General features: G+C 60.7%; 22 protein-coding genes and 4 pseudogenes. 10 read left to right on the top strand and 16 right to left on the bottom strand.

Going from position 1 to position 21,243, the window contains the following annotated elements; translation table 11 throughout:
• Positions 1-37 precede the first annotated feature (37 nt).
• Together FHX09_RS19410 and FHX09_RS19405 are read right to left on the bottom strand one after the other, a co-directional pair.
• Complete coding sequence (locus FHX09_RS19410) at positions 38-214, bottom strand: hypothetical protein (protein WP_165933107.1); 177 nt, start codon at positions 212-214, stop codon at positions 38-40.
• On the bottom strand, positions 211-1,656 hold the full coding sequence (locus FHX09_RS19405; RefSeq protein WP_132590310.1) for an APC family permease: 1,446 nt from the start codon (positions 1,654-1,656) through the stop codon (positions 211-213). Before FHX09_RS19405 ends, FHX09_RS19410 begins: the two co-directional genes overlap by 4 nt.
• Before the next feature lie 113 nt (positions 1,657-1,769).
• Here FHX09_RS19405 and FHX09_RS19400 point away from each other — a divergent pair, with 113 nt between their 5' ends.
• A complete protein-coding gene (locus tag FHX09_RS19400; RefSeq protein WP_132590312.1) occupies positions 1,770-2,855 on the top strand; it encodes an AraC family transcriptional regulator in 1,086 nt (361 codons plus the stop codon).
• Positions 2,856-3,060: 205 nt separating this feature from the next.
• Here FHX09_RS19400 and FHX09_RS29990 read toward each other — a convergent pair.
• The 4 genes and pseudogenes from FHX09_RS29990 to FHX09_RS19385 all read right to left on the bottom strand — a co-directional run.
• Positions 3,061-3,198, bottom strand: a pseudogene (locus FHX09_RS29990) (IS6 family transposase); the annotation flags it as partial.
• A 169-nt stretch (positions 3,199-3,367) separates the two neighbouring features.
• Positions 3,368-4,612, bottom strand: a complete 1,245-nt coding sequence (locus FHX09_RS19395) for a Zn-dependent hydrolase (protein ID WP_132590314.1) — start codon at positions 4,610-4,612, stop codon at positions 3,368-3,370.
• Positions 4,613-4,622: 10 nt separating this feature from the next.
• Positions 4,623-5,267, bottom strand: coding sequence for a TenA family protein (locus FHX09_RS19390; RefSeq protein WP_132590316.1), 645 nt, complete (start codon positions 5,265-5,267; stop codon positions 4,623-4,625).
• A 1-nt stretch (position 5,268) separates the two neighbouring features.
• A complete protein-coding gene (locus FHX09_RS19385) occupies positions 5,269-6,111 on the bottom strand; it encodes a BtpA/SgcQ family protein (protein WP_132590318.1) in 843 nt (280 codons plus the stop codon).
• Positions 6,112-6,146: 35 nt separating this feature from the next.
• On the opposite strand from FHX09_RS19385, the gene FHX09_RS19380 reads away from it, so the two are divergent.
• The gene (locus tag FHX09_RS19380) at positions 6,147-7,046 is read left to right on the top strand and encodes a ribokinase (RefSeq protein ID WP_183720764.1); all 900 of its coding nucleotides are present in this window, start codon (positions 6,147-6,149) and stop codon (positions 7,044-7,046) included.
• A 24-nt stretch (positions 7,047-7,070) separates the two neighbouring features.
• Here FHX09_RS19380 and FHX09_RS19375 read toward each other — a convergent pair whose 3' ends face one another.
• Genes FHX09_RS19375 through FHX09_RS19350 form a run of 6 tightly spaced genes read right to left on the bottom strand, consistent with a single transcriptional unit; the run spans position 7,071 to position 12,768 of the window.
• Entirely contained in the window at positions 7,071-7,841 is a 771-nt protein-coding gene (locus FHX09_RS19375; RefSeq protein WP_132590322.1) for a glutamine amidotransferase, read from the bottom strand.
• 32 nt (positions 7,842-7,873) lie between these two features.
• Positions 7,874-8,941: a phosphotriesterase gene (locus FHX09_RS19370; RefSeq protein WP_132590324.1), complete on the bottom strand. Its 1,068-nt coding sequence runs from the start codon at positions 8,939-8,941 to the stop codon at positions 7,874-7,876.
• Positions 8,942-8,948: 7 nt separating this feature from the next.
• Entirely contained in the window at positions 8,949-9,950 is a 1,002-nt protein-coding gene (locus FHX09_RS19365) for an ABC transporter permease (protein ID WP_132590326.1), read from the bottom strand.
• Positions 9,947-10,762 carry an ATP-binding cassette domain-containing protein gene (locus tag FHX09_RS19360; protein ID WP_132590328.1) on the bottom strand — a complete coding sequence of 272 codons (816 nt, stop codon included), beginning with the start codon at positions 10,760-10,762 and terminating at the stop codon, positions 9,947-9,949. The genes FHX09_RS19365 and FHX09_RS19360 overlap by 4 nt, the downstream gene beginning before the upstream one ends.
• Positions 10,759-11,709 carry a substrate-binding domain-containing protein gene (locus tag FHX09_RS19355; RefSeq protein WP_132590330.1) on the bottom strand — a complete coding sequence of 317 codons (951 nt, stop codon included), beginning with the start codon at positions 11,707-11,709 and terminating at the stop codon, positions 10,759-10,761. Before FHX09_RS19355 ends, FHX09_RS19360 begins: the two co-directional genes overlap by 4 nt.
• A gap of 36 nt (positions 11,710-11,745) precedes the next feature.
• The gene (locus FHX09_RS19350) at positions 11,746-12,768 is read right to left on the bottom strand and encodes a LacI family DNA-binding transcriptional regulator (protein ID WP_132590332.1); all 1,023 of its coding nucleotides are present in this window, start codon (positions 12,766-12,768) and stop codon (positions 11,746-11,748) included.
• 384 nt (positions 12,769-13,152) lie between these two features.
• On the opposite strand from FHX09_RS19350, the pseudogene FHX09_RS19345 reads away from it, so the two are divergent.
• The 4 genes and pseudogenes from FHX09_RS19345 to FHX09_RS19330 all read left to right on the top strand — a co-directional run.
• Positions 13,153-13,380 (top strand): annotated as a pseudogene (locus FHX09_RS19345) (penicillin-binding protein 1C); the annotation flags it as partial.
• A gap of 69 nt (positions 13,381-13,449) precedes the next feature.
• The gene (locus FHX09_RS19340) at positions 13,450-15,951 is read left to right on the top strand and encodes a heavy metal translocating P-type ATPase (RefSeq protein WP_184450519.1); all 2,502 of its coding nucleotides are present in this window, start codon (positions 13,450-13,452) and stop codon (positions 15,949-15,951) included.
• Positions 15,952-15,960: 9 nt separating this feature from the next.
• A complete protein-coding gene (cueR, locus tag FHX09_RS19335; RefSeq protein WP_007799852.1) occupies positions 15,961-16,356 on the top strand; it encodes a Cu(I)-responsive transcriptional regulator in 396 nt (131 codons plus the stop codon).
• 63 nt (positions 16,357-16,419) lie between these two features.
• Positions 16,420-16,713, top strand: a pseudogene (locus FHX09_RS19330) (sigma factor); the annotation flags it as partial.
• Between the two features lie 187 nt (positions 16,714-16,900).
• Here the strand turns inward: FHX09_RS19330 and FHX09_RS19325 are convergent.
• Genes FHX09_RS19325 through FHX09_RS19315 form a run of 3 tightly spaced genes read right to left on the bottom strand, consistent with a single transcriptional unit; the run spans position 16,901 to position 18,267 of the window.
• Complete coding sequence (locus FHX09_RS19325; protein ID WP_184450518.1) at positions 16,901-17,539, bottom strand: NrsF family protein; 639 nt, start codon at positions 17,537-17,539, stop codon at positions 16,901-16,903.
• Position 17,540: 1 nt separating this feature from the next.
• Positions 17,541-18,077 carry a sigma-70 family RNA polymerase sigma factor gene (locus FHX09_RS19320; RefSeq protein ID WP_184450517.1) on the bottom strand — a complete coding sequence of 179 codons (537 nt, stop codon included), beginning with the start codon at positions 18,075-18,077 and terminating at the stop codon, positions 17,541-17,543.
• Positions 18,078-18,114: 37 nt separating this feature from the next.
• Complete coding sequence (locus tag FHX09_RS19315) at positions 18,115-18,267, bottom strand: hypothetical protein (RefSeq protein ID WP_157213396.1); 153 nt, start codon at positions 18,265-18,267, stop codon at positions 18,115-18,117.
• On the opposite strand from FHX09_RS19315, the gene FHX09_RS19310 reads away from it, so the two are divergent.
• The 4 genes from FHX09_RS19310 (at position 18,266) to FHX09_RS19295 (ending at position 20,772) form a co-directional block, all read left to right on the top strand.
• A complete protein-coding gene (locus FHX09_RS19310; protein WP_007799846.1) occupies positions 18,266-18,553 on the top strand; it encodes a DUF2282 domain-containing protein in 288 nt (95 codons plus the stop codon). The two genes, FHX09_RS19315 and FHX09_RS19310, sit on opposite strands and share 2 nt — an antisense overlap.
• Positions 18,554-18,617: 64 nt before the next feature.
• A complete protein-coding gene (locus tag FHX09_RS19305) occupies positions 18,618-19,499 on the top strand; it encodes a DUF692 domain-containing protein (RefSeq protein WP_132590339.1) in 882 nt (293 codons plus the stop codon).
• A complete protein-coding gene (locus tag FHX09_RS19300; protein WP_184450516.1) occupies positions 19,496-20,278 on the top strand; it encodes a DNA-binding domain-containing protein in 783 nt (260 codons plus the stop codon). The genes FHX09_RS19305 and FHX09_RS19300 overlap by 4 nt, the downstream gene beginning before the upstream one ends.
• Positions 20,275-20,772, top strand: a complete 498-nt coding sequence (locus tag FHX09_RS19295; protein ID WP_132590341.1) for a DoxX family protein — start codon at positions 20,275-20,277, stop codon at positions 20,770-20,772. Before FHX09_RS19300 ends, FHX09_RS19295 begins: the two co-directional genes overlap by 4 nt.
• Positions 20,773-20,885: 113 nt before the next feature.
• Here FHX09_RS19295 and FHX09_RS19290 read toward each other — a convergent pair.
• A pseudogene (locus FHX09_RS19290) lies at positions 20,886-21,233 on the bottom strand (AhpC/TSA family protein); the annotation flags it as partial.
• Positions 21,234-21,243: the final 10 nt, after the last annotated feature.

Here is a 21,243-nt window from a genome sequence, read left to right as displayed (position 1 = left end):
GTGGCGCGCAAAGACGCGCCGTGTTTTCCGGGCAGCGTCAGTCCGAGGCCCGGCTTGAGCAGATTTCAATGCCCGCCATATGGTCGGCATGCATGCAGGCGAGCGAGCAGAACGCATGCGCCTCGGTAGCGATCAGCAGCGTGGCAACGGTGAAGATTGCGACCATGAGCGCAAGCATTCGGTCGGAAGGTGCGAATTGGGCAAGCGCACTCATTCAAAGACCTTTCCGAGGGAAGCGTAGAGTTCGGGGCGGCTCTTCTTGATCTGTATGGCGAAGGCGGCGCCCAGCAAACCAACAATGATCACGGCATGGGGAAAGGCCGCAACGATCAGGCTTTCGCTCCCGGAAAGAAGCGACAGGTTCGAGATGACCAGCCAGAGAGAGCCGAGCAGGCCGACAAGTGCCAGCGCCGGCGCCACCATTGTCGTCCAAAGACCATGCTTCGTTTTGGTCTTGCGGAAGAACATGATGATGGCGACAGAAACAAGGACCTGCACGGCGAGAATACCGATGACAGCCAATGCCGACATCCACGAGAAGACGACCGTATAGGGATCGGCGCCCGCGAGCAGGAAGAGGATCAGGATAGCGGCCGCGATGGCGCTTTGCACGAAACCGGCAATATAGGGAGAACCGTGTTTTTCATGCACTTTGCCCAGCACCTTGAAGACAAGACCTTCGCGGCCGAGCGCAAAGAAATATCGGTTGAGCGTGTTGTGAAAAGAGAGAATGCAGGCAAACAGGCTTGTGATCAGCAGCACGTTCATAACCTGACTTGCCCACGCGCCGAGCACCGTGTCCGAGGCGACGAAATAGAAGCTTTCGAGACTGGCCGCAGCCGTCGCTTGAACCTTGGTCGGGCCGTAGAACTGCACGATCGCCCAGGTGGAGAAGGCATAAAACAACGTGATCAAGAGGACCGCAACATAGGTCGCGCGTGGAATGGTCTTTTCCGGATTTTCCGCCTCTTCGCCGAAGATTGCTGTGGCTTCGAAACCGATGAAGGAACCTATGACGAAGACGAGAGCAACGCCAATGCCGGGCGCAAACACAGACGTAGGCGCGAATGAGGAGAGCCCCATACCTTCCGGCCCTCCGCCGGTAAAAAGGATACCGAGATCGAGCAGCAGCAGAATGGCGATTTCGGCGATCATGCAGACACCAAGGATCGCGCCGGAAAAAGCAATGTTGCGCTGACCGCAGACCATGACCACTACAAGTGTGGCAAACGACCAGACCCACCAGGGCAGATCCGGCCCGAGCGGCGCGATGGCGCCAGCCATGAAGACGCCGAACAGTGCGTAGACCGCGATCTGAACGGTGCTATAGGTCAGTAGCGCGATCATGGCGCCGCCAACACCGGCAGGCTTGCCAATGCCGTGGGTGATATAGGTGTAGAACGCCCCTGCCCCACCGACATGGCGGCTCATGGCGGTGAAGCCGACGGAAAAGAGCAGGTAGAGTACGCCTGCAAGGACGAAGGCGCCGGGAACACCCGCACCGTTGCCAAAGGCGAAGGCCGCGGGCGAAGCGCCAACCACGGCTGTGAGCGGCGCGGCGGCGGCAACGACGAAGAACACGATATGGGCAAGGCCCACCGAGTTCTTCGCCAGACGACCGGGTAAGTTCACGGGTATGCTTGCTTCCACTGACATGACGAACCCCTTTTTGCTTATCAATTATCGAAGAGGGTAGGTGCTCCTGTTTGGCCTCGAAATTGCAGATTGTGCCAATGAATCGATAATTCGCGCCACAGGGTGTTTGAGAGATGGCTAAAACGGCAACTGCATCGCATTTGATCAACCGTACGTCGGCGATTGCTTCAATTCGTGCCTCTGTCCTGATCCCACTGGTTCAACAAATCGACAAAAAATCAGGGAAAGCAGACTTGCTGCTGGCCTCGCACGGTATTTTGCGCTCGCAACTCGAAGATCCCTATGCTGTCGTGCCGATGGCGCGCTATGTCGCGCTGTTCGAGGATGCCGCGACGACAACCGGTGACGCCGCTCTCGGCGCGCGAATGGGAACAGGCTTCAAGCCCGCCGATATCGGTCCCACTGGCATGCTCTTCGCACTCTCGCCAACCATCCGGCAAGCCTTCGAGCGGCTGTCGAAATATGTGAACGCCCTTCAGGGTGCCACGAGTTCGGCCGTGTTCGAGGAGAATGGTGATGTCGTCTGGAGCTATCGGATCGTCGATCCGTCGATGTGGCCGCGCCGCCAGGATAGCGAATTCACGCTCGCAGCCTCCTGCCAACTCGTCCGGTCTTGCTTTCGGCGCGGTTGGCAGCCGATCGAGATCCAGCTTGAACATCAGGCGCCGCGCGATGCCAACGCGCTCGAACGCATTTTTGGTGGACCTATTCTGTTCGGACAATCCGGAAATCGGATTGTGATGAGCAGGACCGAGGCTGACCGCGTTCACCGCCATGAGGACAAAAGCCTGGTGGCGATACTGGAGCGGCATATCGAGGATCTTGTCGAAAAGACTGCCACAAGTGATTTGGTGACGGAAAAAGTCCAAGCATTGATCGGCATCTATCTCGGCCACAAACGGATAACGGTTGGTGCTCTTGCCGCTGACCTCAAGCTGTCGCAACGCAGCCTCCAGCGAAAGCTGGCGGATGAAGGCGTGTCGCTGCGCGATCTTGTCCGGCAACACCGTCAGACGCTCGCGGGTCAATATCTCGGCGACCGGACCATATCAATGTCAGAGGTCGCACGGGCGCTCGGTTATGCGGACAACACGGTGCTCTGGCGTGCGTTGCGCTCCTGGGGAGGAAGCGCGAAATCGATTGACGGAAGGACGTCGAAGGGCAACCGGATTGCAAGCGAGCGAAAACCCATTAGATAGGTGGCTTCCACACCTATCGGCGCCGGGCCATGCAAGCTAGCATCCATAAATGACCGCATAGCCGCGCATCAGCAATGAATTTCCCATCGCGGGCGGGTGCCATCATTCCACGAAGCCATGAGCGAGCAAGGGTTCTATTGCCAGACTTGACGGGCCTGTTGCAAAGATTGAGGTATCCGCAAGGCCAGGCGATTTCTGCGGCTGCTTAGATAGTGGCAACGAGCGTTGCAAACTGTTTGGCGATCGGCAGGCTGGCAGTATGAGCGTCTTGCAGTTGGTGCTTGCGCAGCCTGTGGATCATCTCGACGCCAGACAATGTTGCTACCGCGGATCTGAAAGACTGAAGCCGAGCTGACCGTAAAGCGCTTAGTGCGGGAACCAACCCTCGGAGGCTCCCTTAGCACAGGCCGCGGCGCTCGGTATTCAGAATGTCGACGATCGCCATCATGGCCTCGACGTGATCTCGCGCGGCACATTCCGCTTCGTCCTCATCCCGGCACTCATCGTGATGTTCAAGCACTTGTCGGATTGGCGAGAAGCAACGTGGCTTGGGCCAGCACCACGCAGCCGGCGACGGCATGTTCAGGTTCGACATATTCCGCCTCGTTGTGGCTCAGTCCGTCCCGGCACGGAACGAAGATCATCGCCGCTGATGCGACACGATTGACGAACAAAGCATCGTGGAACGCGCCCGACAACATGCGAGTACTTTTGAAGTTTACCACCGCTGCGGCCTGTTCGATCACCTGCTGCAGATCCGTTGCGAAGGTGCAGGGCGCCATGTCGAACGATCGCGAAAAACCAACCGAACAACGCTGCCGGTCGGCCTCGTTCTCTATGGTCGATACAACCAGTTGCTCGAGTTCATCGAGGCGTTGAGGATCAGGATGGCGAATGTCGACCGTGCAGCGCGCCTCATCGGGGATAGCGTTCACCGAGCCGGGTTCGACCGCAATCCGTCCGATCGTGAAACGCGCATCCGGATCCGAAGGCATGGTCGTTTCATAGAGGCTCGAAAGCGCAGCGGCAAGCGCGTGCATAGGGTCGCGCCGATAGCTGAGCCCCGTCGTGCCGGCATGCGCGGTCTGGCCGGTCACAGTAACGTTCAACCAACGCGTGCCCTGAATACCGCTCACGACGCCGATCGGAATGTCGTTGGATGCAAGCGACGGCCCCTGTTCGATATGCACTTCGAGATAGGCATGGACCGGAAAACCGAGCGGAAGGATCTTTGCTTCCGGCAGACTTTCGATCGTCGCCGTCAGTTCGTCGGCAAATGATGCCCCCTCGGTCGCAACCTTCCCCTGCCATTCGGCCGGGATCTCGCCGGCGGCAAACGCCATGGAACCCATGCAGCCCGGCGCGAAGCGGCAACCTTCCTCATTGGTCCAGGCCACTGCGACGACCGGATGCTCGGTCTCAATACCGGCGTCCTCCAGGCTTTCCAGCACCTCGAAGGCCGACAGCGTGCCGAGTGCGCCGTCGAAGCGCCCGCCGGCCGGCTGGCTGTCGAGATGGCTGCCGATCACCAGCGGTGGTAGGGTTTCGTCGCGCCCGGCGCGGCGGATGAAGAGATTGGCCATGGGGTCCTGGAGGACCTCAAAACCTCTCGCCCATCCAAGCTCCGCCAGCAGCCGCCGTGCCCGACGATCTCCCAGGGTCAACGCCTGACGATTGACGCCGCCCTTCGGCGTGGCGCCGATCGCCGCGAATGCCTCGAGCCTGGCATTGAGGCGGTTGCCATCGATCTCGACCATGCTTTTTCCCTCAGAGGTAGGGCGCGTCGTGAAACGCGATTTCGAGGGCCTGCGCCCGGCCGAAGATGGCGCTCAGGCGCGACCGCTCTTCCGGGCCCATCGCCTCGCCCGCAGCGTCGAGCTCGGCCTTGAGCCAACGCGCCTGAGCGGCGAAATCCTCATGCGCATGAAGATCCACCCATTCCTTAAGCAGCGGGTCACTCATCTTGTGCTGGGCGGCCTCTTTCGACCAGGTCCAGTACATCCACTCGGCGGCGAACATCGCGGCCACCGTATCCAGATAGCCCCCATCGCGGGAGATCGCTAGCATGCCGTCGCGGAAGGCCGCAACCTCCGGAATGGACGTATCGCAGGCCGCCGGATCGATGCCGCGCTCGGCGAAAGTCTTTTCGAAATAGGCGACCTGCTGGTTGGCGAGCGCATCGAGCACGCCGCTCAGCCACCGTTTCTGGGCGATCGTTTCGGCCTTGGCCGCCGCAAAGGCGAAGATCGAGATCGCCGTATCGACGAACGCGCCCTCGAACACGAGGTAGCGTTCGAAGACGTCCTTCGGCAGTTTGTCGGCCTTGATGTTTTCGACGAAACGGTGCCCGACCATCGCATCGAAGACGCCCTTGTTCTCACGCAGGATCTGCTCGGAAAGCGTCTCGACCATCTCAGCCCTCCAACGCCGGACGGGCGACTTCGACGAAGGCCTTTACACGGGCGGGTTCGACCGGGTTCCACCAGACGCCGCCTTCCTTCAACGAGGACGCGACGATGACGCCATTGGTGCGCTTCAGGATCTCAACGATATTCTCGTTGGTAACACCGGAGCCGACGAGCAGCGGTAGATGGGTCGCCGCGCCGATCGTCTCTATCTCCTCGACGGTCGCCGGATTGCCGGTGCGCTGGCCGGTGGCGATCACCGCGTCGGCATCGAAGAAGGCAAGATCTCGGGTCAGCTCCTCGATCGTGCGGTCGGCAGTGATCGCATGCGCCCCATGCTTCACATGACTGTCCGCGAAGACCTTGATATGCTCGGCACGCAGCAGCGACCGGTAACGCATCGCCTCTGCCGCCCGCCCCTCCATGAAACCCTCATTGGCGACGTAGGCATTGGCCCACTGATTGACGCGGATGAATTTCGCGCCACCTGCCATGGCGATAGCGAAAGCCGGAATAGGTGCGTTCGCCAGCACGTTGATACCGATCGGAATACCGGTCGCGCGGACGATGCGATCGGTAACGACGGACATGAAGGCGGAGGTTTCCGGCCCTATGTCCTCCGGCTTGGAGAAGGGAATGTCGCCGTGGTTCTCGACAATCAACCCGTGCATGCCACCGTCGATCAAAGCCTCGGCGTCACGCATGGCAGCGTCGTAGATCGTGTCCATCGCCGCACCGCGATAGCGGGGGGCGCCTGGGAAGGTGTGGCAATGGATCATCCCGATCAGTGCCTTGTCACTGCCGAATATTTCCCTTATGGCGCTTGAATTGTTGTCCGATATCGTTTGCATTTTCATCCTTTCGAAGGCCAGCCATGTCTGCCCAAATACGTGCTCATGTCATCGGTAACGTCGCCGTCGACGAAACCATATCTGTGTCCACCATGCCGGAAGCGGGGGCTTCGATCCTCGGTCGCGAAGAAACCCGCGACCTTGGCGGCAAGGGCGCGAACCAGGCCGTGGTGATGGCCCGCTCCGGCCTTCCCACGACATTGGTCGCCGCCGTGGGCGAGGATTTCCGCGCCCAGACCATTCGCAATCAGCTGGCATCGGAACCGGTCGAGGCAAAGCTCCTTACCCTCGCAGGCCGCTCCAGCGACTTCTCCATCATCTTCACCACGCCGGATGGCGAAAACGCCATCGTTACCACCACCGATTCTGCCGGCTCGCTGACGCCAGATGAGTCGATCGCCGCGCTCGACACTGCCGCTTTCGGCGACCTCATCGTCCTGCAGGGCAATCTCAGCGAAGCGACTACCCGCGGCCTGCTCGCAGAAGCCAGACGCCGCGGCCTCGTCACCGCCTTCAACCCCTCTCCGCTCCAGCGCTACTTCAGCGATCTCTGGCCCCTGATCGACATCGCCTTCCTGAACCGAGGGGAAGCACAAAGCCTCACCGGATCATCGGACACGGCGGCGGCCGAACGGCTGTTACAATCCGGCGTGCGACACGTCGTACTGACGCTCGGCGGTGACGGTGCCCTGCTCGCAAGCCACGGAGCAGCCATAGCCACAATCCCGGCTGTCACCACCAGCGTTATCGATACGACCGGTGCAGGCGACACCTTCATGGCAGTGGCGCTAGCCTCTGCTGCATTGCGCGGCGTCGATCTCGACACCCGTGCCATTAGGCATGCCGCCGCTGCCGCCGCCCTCACCGTCAGCCGCCGCGGCACCCGGTCGGCCTTCCCGACCAGCGACGAATTGCAGGCGATCCTGGCGCGCTGAGGCACGCCAGAAGCCAACACTGCCTCAGCGCGACGCGCTTAGCCAACCGAGGATATTCTTCCAGAGGCGGCCATAACCTTCCCAATCGCAGAATGCGGGCGACAACCAATGCGGTCCGATGTCGGAGGTCCAGGCGGCGCTGCGGCCCTGGCCGAAACTGCCGGTGACGAGCAGCGGATGACCGCCTTGGTCCTCAGGCAGACGGGCGACAACCTCGACATCGGCGCGGTCGCGCACTTCCACCTCGTTGACGCCGAGCAACAGCGGCCATTCTCCACCCATGCCGGCCACGGTCGGATGGTCCGCCTTGGTGACGACAGCAGTGGCCCCTTCGGGGATTTCGACACGATCGTCATAGGGAAGGCAGGTCACCGGCAGCACGTCTTCGACGGCCGTACGGCGCCAGCGTGCCTTGCCGTCGATACCCTGAAAGGAGAAGTAGCCGCCGACCATCAGCAGGCCGCCGCCCTTTTCGACCCAGGCTTTGACCAACTTCAGGCGGTTCGGCACGGTCTTGGAATGCAGCCAGACTGCCGGCGGCAGCAACAGCGAATTCGCCCCGATATCCGAGAGGATAATGACGTCATAGGCGTCAAGACCTTCCATCTCGAAAGGGAATTTCTCCACTGCGTCATGGGCCGGCATGTAGGTGAGCTCGTATTCGCTGCCTTCCAGCGCCTTCACCAGCGGTTCGGCGCCAAGGTGAAACGTGACGCTGCCGAACTGGTCGAAACCTTTGTAATGAGTGGCGGAGCTGATCCAGCTCTCGCCGACGAGGAGGACTTTCTTGGTCATGTTCTTTCCATTTCTGTAAATTGCTCCGGCAGTCAGGGTCTGGCCTCGAATACCGATCTCGGATTGTCCCGCATGAGAATATCGAGCTGCGCGTTAGTGACCCCATGCCGCCTCAGTCGTGGCAGGAAGTGCTTGGGGATGTAGGCGTATCCGTTGCCACCGTACTTCGTCAGCATCATCTTCAGGAAGACGTCGTGGGAGAGCAGGATGCGATCGAGATGCCCGCGTTCGATCAGCTTGACGATCGCGCGCGCCGCCTCTTCGTCGCTCGGGCACTGCACCTGCTGATCGGCGTAGAAGAAATCCATTCCGATCATGTCGTATTCGAGGAAGGCGTCCCGGGCGGCAAGCTCGCCCTGATAGCCGAGGTCGTCATGCGAGGGGTTCATATGGCAAAGCACAGTATGGCGAAGCTCCGCTCCCTCCTCCTCCGCGATATCGAGCACCTTGTGACCGAGGCGTAACCAGCCGGGCAGATGAACCATCAACGGCAAGCCGGTGCGCATTTGGGCGCGTGCCGCCGCCCGCAGGGACTTCTTTTCCTGGTCGGTGAAATCCGACGACACGCCGATCTCGCCGATCAGCCCGACCTTGATGTCGGTGCCGTCGACGCCGACGGTCGCCTCTTGCACGATCTCGTCGGCGATCTCGTCGATCGTCATCCCGGCCACCTTGGCTGGATGCGAGGAGCCGAGATAATAGCCGGCACCCATGACGATGTTGAGCCCGCAGGCCTGCGAGATACGCTTCAGGGCACGTGGATCGCGGCCGATCCCCTGGCAGGTCGGCTCGACGACCGTGTGGCCGCCGTGCCTCGCGAAATCCTTAAGTTCCGTGATGGCGAGCGGTTCGTCATCGAGCGTGATGTTGTGCTTGTTGACAAAGGGATCCTGACGCAACTCGCTCAATATCTCGATGCAGACGAAGCTGTCGGCGAGGTACTGCCGCTCAGGCGTCTTCGGCGCATGCCACCAGCAACGGCAGTCGTTGAGAATGTGCTCGTGCATCAGGGTAAGGCCGAGATCGGGGGCGGCAATAGCCCCCGTCACAGTCATCACCTTGCCCGAACGGACGTGGGCTTCTGATAGATCCTGCGTCATGATCCCCTTACGCCTTCTTTCCGCCAAGACGGAAGTTGGTGGTGAAGATCCGGGTGTTGAGCCAGATCGCCACGAGAATGATCGCGCCCGTCACGATCTGCGTGAAGAAGGGCGAGATATGCATCAGGATCAACCCGTTGCCGATGACGGCGATGGTCAGCGTGCCGAGCACCGTTCCGAGAATGCTGCCACGACCGCCCATCAGCGACGTGCCGCCCAGAACCACGGCCGCGATGACCTGCAGTTCGAAACCGACCGCCGCATTGGACGAGCCAGACCCAAGGCGAGCCGCGATCAGAAGGCCTGCCAGCGCGCAGGCGATGCCAGACACCATATAGACAGATGCGACGATCCATTTCGCGGGCATGCCGACACGACGGGCGGCTTCGAGATTGGAGCCAACCGCAACGACCTGGCGACCGTATTTCGTATAGGCGATTACCGCATAACCTAGAACCGCAACGAAGACGGCGATAAGCGCTGGAACGGGAAGCCCCAGAAATTCGCCGCGCCCGAGCCAGAAGAAGCCGGGGACATCTTTGATGGGGATCGAATAACCCTGTGTCAGGTAGAGTGCGAAGCCGCGCAGGATCGAGAGGCCGGCAAGCGTCACGATGAAGGCCGGGATGCCCTGATACGCAACGAACCAGCCCTGCGCCATTCCCATGAGTGCGCCGAAGGCGACCATACCGACCGCCACGACCGGCCAAGGGTAGCCCATGGCGAGGATGATCGCCGCGACCGCATTGACAAGTGCCACCTGCGAACCGACCGACAGGTCGATGCCTCCGGTAATGATGACAAGCGTCATCGCCACCGCCACAACGAGGATCGGAGCTGCCTGTCGCACAACGTTGAGGACATTGCCGAGTGTCAGGAACGTGTCCGTGGTGAGGGAGAAAAACACGAGGCACGCGAGGAAGAACACGGTGATCGAAAGGACCTGCGCGTGTTCGGAAAAGAAGTCAGCGATCGGGGAACCGGCAGCACGTTCGGTATAGGCGGTCAATGCTTCTGCCCTCCAACGATCAACTGCACGAGGTCCTGCAGATCCGTCTTGCCGATGTCACGCTCGGCCACCTTGGTGCCTTCGTACATGACGGCGATACGATCACAGACGCGGAAGAGATCCTGCAGGCGGTGGGTGATCAGGATCACCGAAACGCCCTTGGCCTTGACCCGGTTGATCAGGTTGAGCACGGCCTCCACTTCAGCAACGGCCAGAGCGGATGTCGGTTCGTCCATGATAAGGACCTTCGGGTTGAAAGAGGCCGCACGTGCGATCGCAATCGCCTGACGCTGGCCACCCGAAAGTTTCTCAACTTTTGCGCCGAGCCTGGGAATGCGGATTTCGAGCGCATCCAGCATGGCGCGGGCCTCGGACAACATCCGAGAGCGATCCAGAAACGGTCCTTTGGTCAGCTCGCGACCAAGGAATAGATTACCGACGACGTCGACATGGTCGCAGAGACTCAGGTCCTGAAACACCATCTCGATATTGCGCTCGCGGGCGTCAGCCGGCCCGCTGAAACGGACATCCTGCCCCTCGATCGAGATCAAGCCATCATCCGGGAGATAGGTCCCGGAAATGATCTTGGTCAGCGTCGACTTACCAGCAGCGTTGTCGCCGACAAGGCCGAGGCATTCGCCCGGGTAGATGTCGAGATCGACGCCACGCAGCGCCTGATGCGAACCGAATGTCTTACGAATACCACGAAGCGAAATACGCGGCTGGCGAATTGCGCCCTCGCCGGATTGCCGGGGGAGATCTCTTCCCCCGGCCCCTGCGACAGCGGTTGAGTGCTGTCCTTTAGTAATCATTTGAAGACGGCCCGGTAGGGTTCAACGTTTTCCTTCGTTACGATGGTGATCGGCACGGAGATCGTCTTCTCGACGCTGCCACCGTCCGAAACTTTCTTCAATGCATCGACGGCTGCCGCACCCATGGCGGCCGGATCCTGCTGGATGACGGCGGTGACATAGCCCGCATCGATACCGGCAATCGCCTGGGCGGTGAGATCCCAGCCGAAGATCTTGACGTTGGACTGCTTGCCCTGGCTCTCGACAGCGGCGATTGCGCCCATGAGCGCCGGCTCGCCGGTGGCATAGACGGCCGTCATGTCGGGGTTGCCGGTAATCAGATTTTCGGCCGCGGCGAGAGCGTTGTCCTGGATATTCTGGCCATCGACGACGCCGGCGGTGGTAACGCCTTCGGCGTCCTTGACGGTCTTTTCAAAGCCTTCCTGACGGACGTTCTGGATGAAGGAATTCAGCGCGCCGACAACGCCGTACTTCACCTTGCCGCCCATGTCGCTCTTCACGTAATCAAGGAAGAACTTGCCCATGTCTGCGCCGGCCTTGGCATTGTCGACACCGATCTGCGCTTTTTGCGGACCTTCCGGCAAAATAGCGTCGATAGCGACGACCGGAATTCCCGCGGCAGCCGCCTGCTGTACGGCCGGCATGATCCCATTTACGTCGATCGCGACGACAGCAAGGCCGTCGACCTTCTGCTGGATATAGGTTTCGATCGCGCTGTTCTGGGCTGCCGGATCATTGTTGGCATTGAAGATCACGAGCTTCGCGCCTGCGGCATCGGCGGCCTTCTGGGCGCCTTCATTCATCTGGTTGAAGAATAGCGCCTGCTGGTTGATCTGCACAAGAGCGAAGGTCTTGTCAGCAGCGTGGGCCATGGAGCCGAAGGTAATGCCCGCAAGGGCGGTTGCGGCTAGCGCTGTGGTCAACATCCTGCGTTTCAGAATAGTCATGTGTTCGTCCTCTGGTTTGGTTCATGGTCGTTGCTTTTATGGTTTCGACGGCGGTGCAACGGAATCCCGCACGACGATTTCGACCGGCAGCAGTTCTTCGCAAGCGAGGCTTTCCGGATCCTGCCAGTTTGTTTCCAGGAGTATTGCCAGCGCCCGCGCGCCGAGTGCCCGGACGGGCTGTCGTATCGCGGTCAGCGGCGGTGAGAAAAGGTGGAGCGGCCCGACGTCGTCGAAACCGACGAGCGAGATTTCACCCGGGACAGAGACGCCTTCAGCGCGCAGGACATCAATGAGGCCGATTGCGATCTCATCGGAGCTGGCAAAGATTGCCGTAGCCGGCATTCCTTCATCAATGAACCGGCGCGCGGCCTGTCGGCCAAACTCAACCGTATAATTGCCCTCATATCGCAACACCTCGAACGGCTCGCCCCGCTCCCTCAGCGCGCGCTCAAGCCCCTCTGAACGACGGAGGGTACTGATCATCGCCTGAGGGCCACCGATATAGACGACCCGCCTGTGACCGTGATCCGCAAGATGACGCCCCGCAAGGTAGCCACCCATCTCGTTGTCTGAGAACAGCTTAGGCACCACCGCGTTCGGCACGTCTTCATCGACAATGACGACCTTTCCCGTCTGGTTGATTAGGGACGCGAGTTCGCCGTTGTCGGGATGGTTCGTTATGAAGAGAAGGCCGTCGACATGGTTACGGCCAAGCGCCGTCACGTAGGAAATCTCGCGGCCAGGGCGGTTAAGGGTCGCATGAAGCGACAGCGCGAGACCACGCTTGTCTGCCTCTTCTTCAACCGCGGAGACAAGCGTTGCGAAGAAGGGATTGGCGATGTCCGGGACGACGAGACCGATCGTGTCCGAACGACCTCGGCTTAGACGGCGAGCATGAGGGTTAGGCTCGTATTTGAGAGCCTGGATCGCACTGTCGATGCGTTGCTTTGTTTCGGGCGGAAGTTGGAGCGATCCGTTGAGCAGGCGCGAGACGGTCGCCACCGATACGCCAGCTGCATCGGCGACGTCCTTTAGACTAGTGGCACGCCTGTTAGACATGATGTCTCTCTAGCCCAATCGTTATGGCCCATCGTTAGTAAAGCGTTTTACTAAACCGCTTTACAATGCCACGCATCGACGAGCTGTCAAGCTGAAAAGCAAGGAATTAACGGCGGAACGCTCAGCAAACCTGGAAGTAACGGGTATCCATCTCCCCCAATGGTGTGTCTGGCTACATCGGCATCACAATGGGGCGTGCTGACCGAAGGCACATCAGCTATCGCGCTTGGCGCCCGTGGTCGAGAGCACATTGAACCATGCTTTCGCAAAGCCCCAGTCAGATCTGCTTTCAGGGCTTGTCGACCAAAAGAGGAGCGTTCAACGGTTTTGGCTTGTCAGGGCCGCGCTAGTTGCTGCTTTTCGAGCAGTAGCGTCAACGAGCGGCCAGGCAAGATCGACGGTGAAGCCCCGCCGGACCCGGTGGCCGTCTGGAACGTCGCCGATATACTCTCCGGTGTCATGCCGCCGCCCGGCGCTCCGAAACGGGGGATCGCTACCAGACCTGCACAAGCTACGGCTATCGCGATGCCTGGTCCGTCGGCTACGATGGACGCTATGTTCTCGTGTGTCTGGGTCGCTCGCCCTGATAATGGCGCCGTGCCGGATCTTTCCGCTTGACCTTCCAGTTGCTGGAAGGTTCATAAGGTTGTCCACTGCCCTATTGGGGCAAAGGAGAACAGCATGGACGGCACGCAGAACCATCCCCACCACGATCATCACGGTCACAATCTTGATCATGCAGGCACTGACGCAGTTGTTCGCGATCCCGTCTGCGGGATGACGGTCGATCCCACGGCTGGCAAACCCTCGCTTCAGTACGGCGGGCTGACCTACCATTTCTGCTCGGATGGCTGCCGGCGAAAGTTCGAGGCAATGCCACGGGACTACCTGACCGCGAAGGATCCTGTCTGCGGAATGACCGTCGACCGCGCCAGTGCAAAGCATATGCTGAAGCATGAGGGCGAAAAGCTCTACTTCTGCTCGGCCGGTTGCAAGGCGAAGTTCGAAGCAGACCCCAGCGTTTATCGAAGCGGCAAGAAACCCGCCGAGAAGCCGATGCCGAAAGGCACACTCTATACCTGCCCGATGCATCCCGAAGTCGTCAGCGATCATCCGGGCGACTGCCCGAAATGCGGCATGGCGCTGGAACCGATGGGTGTTCCACCGGCTGATGAAGGCCCGAATCCGGAATTGGTGGATTTCACCCGCCGCCTCTGGGTGAGCGGCACACTCTCGATCCCGCTGCTTGCAATCAGCATGGGACCGATGATCGGTCTGCCGCTACGCGACTGGATCGGCGAACCAGAGGCGACGTGGATCGAACTTCTTCTTGCCACGCCGGTCGTTCTTTGGGCCGCGCTGCCGTTCTTCCGACGGGCACGGGCTTCGCTCGTCAATCGTAGCCCCAATATGTGGACGCTGATCGGGCTCGGCGTTGGAACGGCCTACGTCTATAGCGTCGTTGCGGCGATCGCACCCAGCATCTTCCCGCATACCTTGCGCGGTCATGGAGACACCGTTCCCGTCTATTTCGAAGCGGCTGCCGTTATTGTGGCTCTGGTCTTTGTCGGCCAGGTTCTGGAATTGAAGGCCCGCGAGAAGACTGGTTCGGCGATACGCGCATTGCTTGATCTTGCACCGAAGACGGCGCGACGCATCAATGCGGACGGCTCCGAAATCGACGTCGCTGTCGATGAAATACAAGTCGGAGATCGTGTCCGTGTTCGCCCGGGCGAGCGTATTCCGATCGACGGTTCCGTCACCGAAGGGCAGTCGACCCTCGACGAAGCCATGATAACAGGCGAACCGATCCCGGTCGAAAAACAGAAGGGTGATGCGGTCACCGGCGGCACGATCAACAAGAACGGAACGCTCGTGATGATCGCCGAGAAGGTCGGTGCCGACACGACGTTGTCGCGCATCGTCGACCTGGTCGCAAAAGCCCAGCGTTCGCGTGCGCCCATTCAGGGAGCGGTCGATCGCGTTTCCGCCATCTTCGTTCCCGCTGTTGTCGCCGCAGCTATCATCGCTTTCATCGTCTGGAGCCTTGTCGGCCCCGAGCCCCGCATGCCACATGCGTTGCTCGCCGCCGTTGCTGTTTTGATCATCGCCTGCCCCTGCGCACTCGGCCTGGCGACACCCATGTCGATCATGATCGCGACGGGCCGCGGCGCTCAGGAAGGCGTTCTGATCAAGGACGCGGAAGCGCTTGAACGCTTCGCACGCGTCGACACCCTGATCGTCGACAAGACAGGCACCCTGACGGAAGGAAAGCCGAGACTTACGGATGTCGTTTCCCTTGGCGGCGTCGCGGAAACTCGCCTCCTGAAGCTCGCTGCCAGCCTTGAGCGTGGATCCGAGCACCCGCTGGCCGAGGCCATTGTATCCGGCGCGCAGGAGCGCGGGATCGATCTGAGCGACGTCACCGGCTTTGAAGCAAGAACCGGCAAGGGTGTGGTGGGCAAAGCCGACCGGACCATTGTCGCGCTTGGCAATGCCGCAATGATGCACGATCTCGGTGTCGACGTTACACCTCTTGCCGAACAGGTTCGGTCGTTCCGGGATGAGGGCAAAACCGTGATGTTCCTGGTCGTCGATGAAAGGCTCGCCGGCTTCGTGGCGGTTGCCGACCGGATTAAGCCGACCACGGCAGCTGCAATCAGGGCGCTGCACGAGAACGGCCTGACCATCATCATGGCCACAGGCGACAATGAACGCACCGCGCGCGCCGTGGCAAAAAGCCTTGGCATCGACGAGGTACGCGCCGACATCCTGCCCGAAGGCAAGAAGGCTTTGGTCGACGAACTGCAAGCTAAGGGTGCAGTCGTCGCCATGGCAGGCGATGGCGTCAACGATGCGCCTGCGCTCGCCGCGGCCGACGTAGGTATCGCGATGGGCACCGGTGCTGATGTTGCAATGGAAAGCGCCGGCCTGACACTCGTCAAGGGCGATCTGAATGGGATCGTTCGTGCAAGGCGGCTCGCGATGGCCGCCATGCGCAACATCCGCCAGAACCTCGGCTTTGCTTTCGGTTACAACGCACTTGGCGTACCGCTGGCAGCGGGTGCGCTCTATCCTGTGTTCGGATTGCTGCTGTCGCCGATGATCGCTGCTGCCGCCATGAGCCTGTCGTCTGTGTCGGTCATCGGCAATGCGCTACGACTGCGGCTCGTCAAGCTATAGGAGATCGCCGTGAATATAGGGCAAGCATCGGAACGCTCCGGATTGGCGCCGAAAACGATCCGCTACTATGAGGATATCGGCTTGATCCGCCCCGACCGGGGCGGAAACGGCTATCGCGACTATGCCGAGAGTGACGTCCACAAGCTGCACTTCTTGCAGAGATCGCGCGGCCTCGGCTTTTCCGTGGAAGAATGTCGTCAGCTGCTGGCACTCTACGAAGACAAGAGCCGGGCGAGTGCGGATGTAAAGGAACTGACGCAGGCGAAGTTGACGGAAATCGATCGCAAGATCCGGGAACTCACGGGGCTGCGCCGGACGTTGGAACATCTGGTCCACGCATGCCATGGCAACGACAGACCGGATTGCCCGATCCTTGAGGAACTGTCGGACGGTCGGCCCGGGTAGCTCCGGTCAACTCGATACGGTTTTGCACGAGCGTTGTCGGCTTCCGCGAGCCGTCTATCACTGATTCTTGTTCGAAATTTTCTCGACGGCTGGAATAATACGTCGCTCGCATCCGGCCCATTCGATGTCATCGGCCAGCTTGCAGCGCTTCGGTGCTATACGCGCTCGCTCGTGCGCAATTCGGATGATGCGGAAGATCTCGTTCACGATGACGCGCTGCTGCGGGCCTACGAAAAGAAGCAGAGTTTCCGCCGTGGTAGTGACCTGCGGACCTGGCTGCCATCGATCATGTACAATGCTCACATCGATCGCATCCGCCAAGATCGCTCTTTGGCACGTCGGCACGAGGAAGCCGCTGCCGCGCGAGCTGTCGTTCGAGAGCGGCTGGCTCGGTCGCGCTGCCTCTTCCCGTCTTTGGAACATACAAAACAGCATGACGAGAACGAAGGCTCAGCAAAGTCACGCGCCAAACTGGCCCTATTGCAACACTTCGGTGGCGGTAAAGGGAGGAGGAACGCTTGCGTTCCCTCCCGTTGGGGAGACTTCACCAGCGCGCAACACGGCGGCCGAGGATTGTGCCGAGCACCACAAGCCCCGCGATCGCTATCGAGTACCAGGTCGCGACGAACAGAGGCGAATCGTCGGTGCAGTGGGCCGCGTAAAAGGTTGCGGCGATGCCACCGGCAAGCAAACCAGCGACGGCGCCTGCCGGACCGGGGCGCGTCGGCGCGCCGTGACGCAGTGCCACGAGAAAAATGGCCAGCGGACCGAGACCGATCAATGGGATGAAAGTCAGGCAGACATAGACGTTGCTGCCCCACCAGACTGCAAGCAACTGATCAGTGGGCACGACGAACAGCTCGGCCACGACCGCGGCGCCGAGAAGGACCGGTGTCAGAACGAGCCAATACGCGACACCTCTGACGTTTGAACCGGGTCGAGACAACACCCGCAAGAGCCCAAAGGCGACGACGGTGAGCGTGAGGGTGACGATGAATTTTAACAGGAAGCGGAGCGTATGGGCGGCCGCCGCGAAGTCCGGGCGCGGACCGATCAGCACGAAGAACGCGACCGCCGCAACGATCGTCGCAGCCGCGATCGCCACCCACCACGCATGGCCAAGCGGCATCGCGTGCTTTGCTGCATCTGCCTTCAGGGCATTGATGAGGTCGTTGGTCTGCATTTCAGCTCCGTCCAAACTTTCTCGCGATCGATCGCAAACCCCGGTGCAGCGCCACGCGCACCGCCGTCTCGGTCATACCGAACTTCTCGGCCGTCTCGCCGATCGAGCGCCCCTCGACCGAAATCGCGGCCACGACCGAACGCTGGCCTGGCGCCAACCCATCCAGCGCACGGCCGATCTCGCGGTCGCTCACCGTCTCGGCCTCCGGCTGGGCGACCATCTCGGCGATGTCACCGATCTCGATCTCGACGCGGCGGCCACGCTTGCGAAAGGCGTCGATCAGCTTGAAGCGCGCGATCGCATAAATCCAGGGCAGGACAGGCGCGTCGCTGATCCATGTATGACGCTTCATATGAATTGCCAGAAGCGTTTCCTGCACAATGTCCTCGGGATCGACGCCGCCCTGCACAATCTTCCGGCGCGCGAAGCCGCGCACGATGGCAGCGGTGCGTCCCAGAAATGCCGCATACGCCCCTTCGTCCCCTGCGATCGCAGCGCGCAGCAACGTGGCAAGTTCTTTTTCGGCGTCGCCGTTCAACCCTTGTCTCTCCAATACGCGCGTTGAGGCCGCTTTGTTACGCGCCGCCCGAAATAATGTCCAACCAAGCCGCACCGTCGATCACGAATTCGTGTTTGTTGCCATGCGTAACAGAAGTCTTCGCCAGACCGAAGGGAGGATTACGCGGCCGATGACCGGCACGCGTAACTTCCAAGAGGAGATCATCCATGAACCGTTCCACGCTCACACTTACCCTCGCCGGCTCGCTCGCCACCGCTCTTGCATCGGTTGCCTTCGCCGCACCGTTGCCGGCTGAGAAAATGGTCGGCAACGAGAAATGCTATGGCATCGCGCTCAAGGGTCAGAACGACTGCGCCGCCGGCGCCGGCACGACCTGCGCGGGCACCTCGACGACGGACTATCAGGGCAACTCCTGGAAGGCTGTCCCTATCGGTACCTGCACGACCATGAACGTCAATGGCCACATGGGCAAGCTGGAGCCGATCAAGGGCTGACTGTCAGGCGGGGCCCGGCTGCACGGGCCCCGCCGGTTGTCTGACAAATCCGGGGAGAACCGCGATGTCCGCTTCAAAAATCCCAACTACCGCCCTGCCCGCGCGTGCCGGCCTTAGCCTCAAGCCCGAGCACTACGAGACCATTCTGGCCAATCGGCCGGATGTCGGCTTCTTTGAGGTGCATGCCGAGAATTACATGGGCGCGGGTGGGCCGCCGCATCGCTACCTGGAAGCCATCACGGAATTCTATCCACTTTCGCTGCATGGCGTCGGCTTGTCGATCGGCGCGGCGCGCGGGCTCGACAAAACGCATCTGAAGCGGCTGCGCAGCCTGATCGATCGCTACCGGCCGCAGAGCTTCTCCGAACATCTGGCTTGGTCGACCCACGACACGGGCTTTCTCAACGACTTGCTGCCGCTTCCCTATACACCTGAAACCCTGGCGCGCGTCATTGACCATATCGACGAAACGCAGCAGGCGCTCGGGCGACCGCTGCTCCTCGAAAACCCCTCGACCTACGTGCTGTTTACCGACAGCACGATCGATGAGGTGGACTTTCTCGCGACGATTGCGGAGCGGACCGCCTGCGGCCTTCTGCTCGACGTCAACAACGTAATGGTCTCGGCAGTGAACCACCGGCTCGATGCCACCACGTATATCGACCGTTTCCCGGTCGAGTTGGTCGGCGAGATCCACCTTGCCGGTTACGACGAAACCATCGATGACGCCGGCGACCGGTTGTTGATCGATGCGCATGGTACGGCGGTGAAGAGTGACGTGGTGGCGCTCTACGAACACACACTTGCGCGCAGCGGACCGTTACCGACGTTGATTGAATGGGACAACGACGTCCCGGACTTCGCCACCTTGCATGCGGAGGCGGCACGAGCGGACGCGATGCTCGCCGCCGAAGCGCTCCGCCGCGACCAGATTCGGGCGGCATGACCATGGGATTCGCTGTCAGCCAGAGCGCCTTCGCTGCCGCGTTGCTTAACGCCGACCGACCAGTGCCGGACGGCATTACCACCGCACGCGGCGAAGCCGACACAGCGCGGTTTGCCATCTACCGCAACAATGTCTTCGTCGGGCTGACAAAGGCACTGGCGCAGCACTTTCCGGTGACCGAGCGGCTCGTTGGAACGGAATTCTTCGTGGCAATGGCGCGGGCCTATGCTCAGGATCACAAACCGGCTTCACCGTTGATGATCGAATATGGCGGCGACTTTCCGGATTTCATTGCAAGCTTCCAGCCGGCGAGGGAGCTTGCCTATCTGCCGGATATCGCCCTGATCGAGGCCGCCTGGATGCGAAGTTACCACGCGGCGGACGCCGTGCCGATCAATCTTGCGGTACTCGCAGCTGTGGCGCCCGAAATGCTTGCGGACTTGCGGCTCGTCCCGCACCCTTCGGCGGCCTTGATCCGGTCGGAATACCCCATCGGCTCGATCTGGGGCGCGCATCAGCAGGAGATGGTAACACCGGTCGCCGACTGGCGGCCGCAGGCTGTCCTGGTCGCACGGCCGGAGATGACGGTCGAAGTTCATATCCTGCCGCCGCAGGACGTCATCTTTGCAAACTCCTTGTTCGACCATGCCACCCTTGGCGAGGCGGCAGAGGCGGCATTTGCCTCTGGCCTCCAATTCGATTTCGGGGCGGCGCTGGCTGGTCTTGCAAGTCTCGGCGCTTTCAGCGCCCTCCAACAGGATGAAGGAAACGTCCCATGAAGACCGAAGCCGCACCCTCACACGGCCTTGGCGCAGCCCTTACCGCCCTGATCATACGCGCCGATGGACTGCTCGCCTCCGTTCCCCGGTCGTTGGCGCTGCTCGCGCTGCGTTTTGCGCTCGCTGTTCCCTTCTTCAAGTCGGGATTGACGAAATGGGACGGGTTCCTAACGCTTTCGCAGGGCGCAAGATATCTTTTCGAGCAGGAGTTCAAACTCCATATCTTCGGCAGCGAAATTCCTTACCCGTTTCCACTGGCGATGGCGACGGCAGCCGGGATTACGGAACTGATCCTGCCGATTTTGTTGATCCTTGGCTTGGCGACGCGCTTCGCAGCCCTCGGCTTGCTGCTGATGACCGCGGTTATTCAACTCACCATTCCGGACGGTTGGGCGAACTTCCATTTGCCCTGGGCGGCGATGGCGCTGGCGCTGGTTGTGTTCGGTAGCGGCAGGATCGCGATTGATCCGCTTGTCATGCCACGCCTCAAATGACCTGCGCTCGCAACTTGTTCGGGTTCACCGCCCACCTGGCGGCCATGCTGAGTGAGCGATCGGCTACGCGATGAGCGCTTTGCCGATGGGGTCGAATGCCCGACAAGACTTGTTCACACGGCGCCCGCGTATTCGCCTCTCGCCGGATAGTCGTTTTTGATGATGAAGTCCAAGGCTTGCACCATTTCACTGGAATTGGGCCGGACAAACGGCATCGATTGCACTAAGAGATAGTAGATCGTTTGGTCGGGCTTGACCAAAAACACGCCAGGCTCTGAGAACAGTGGAGGCTCCTCGATGCCGATCGATGTCTTTCCGCGCGACGTCGAAATATGAAGACCCCATTCGCGGGCCTTGCTCAATTGCAAACCGTAGCCGACCCGCAGGCTATTTGCGGCGATCTTTTCCGCCATCTGCCGCGCCCGTGCTTCCCCGTTCGAACTGATGGCGATCGTCATGACGCTGCCAATC

This window comes from Rhizobium sp. BK538 (genome assembly GCF_014197575.1).
Lineage (GTDB): Bacteria > Pseudomonadota > Alphaproteobacteria > Rhizobiales > Rhizobiaceae > Rhizobium.
The sequence above is the reverse complement of the archived record's forward strand: the minus strand, read 5'-3'. Positions and strand labels throughout refer to the sequence as shown.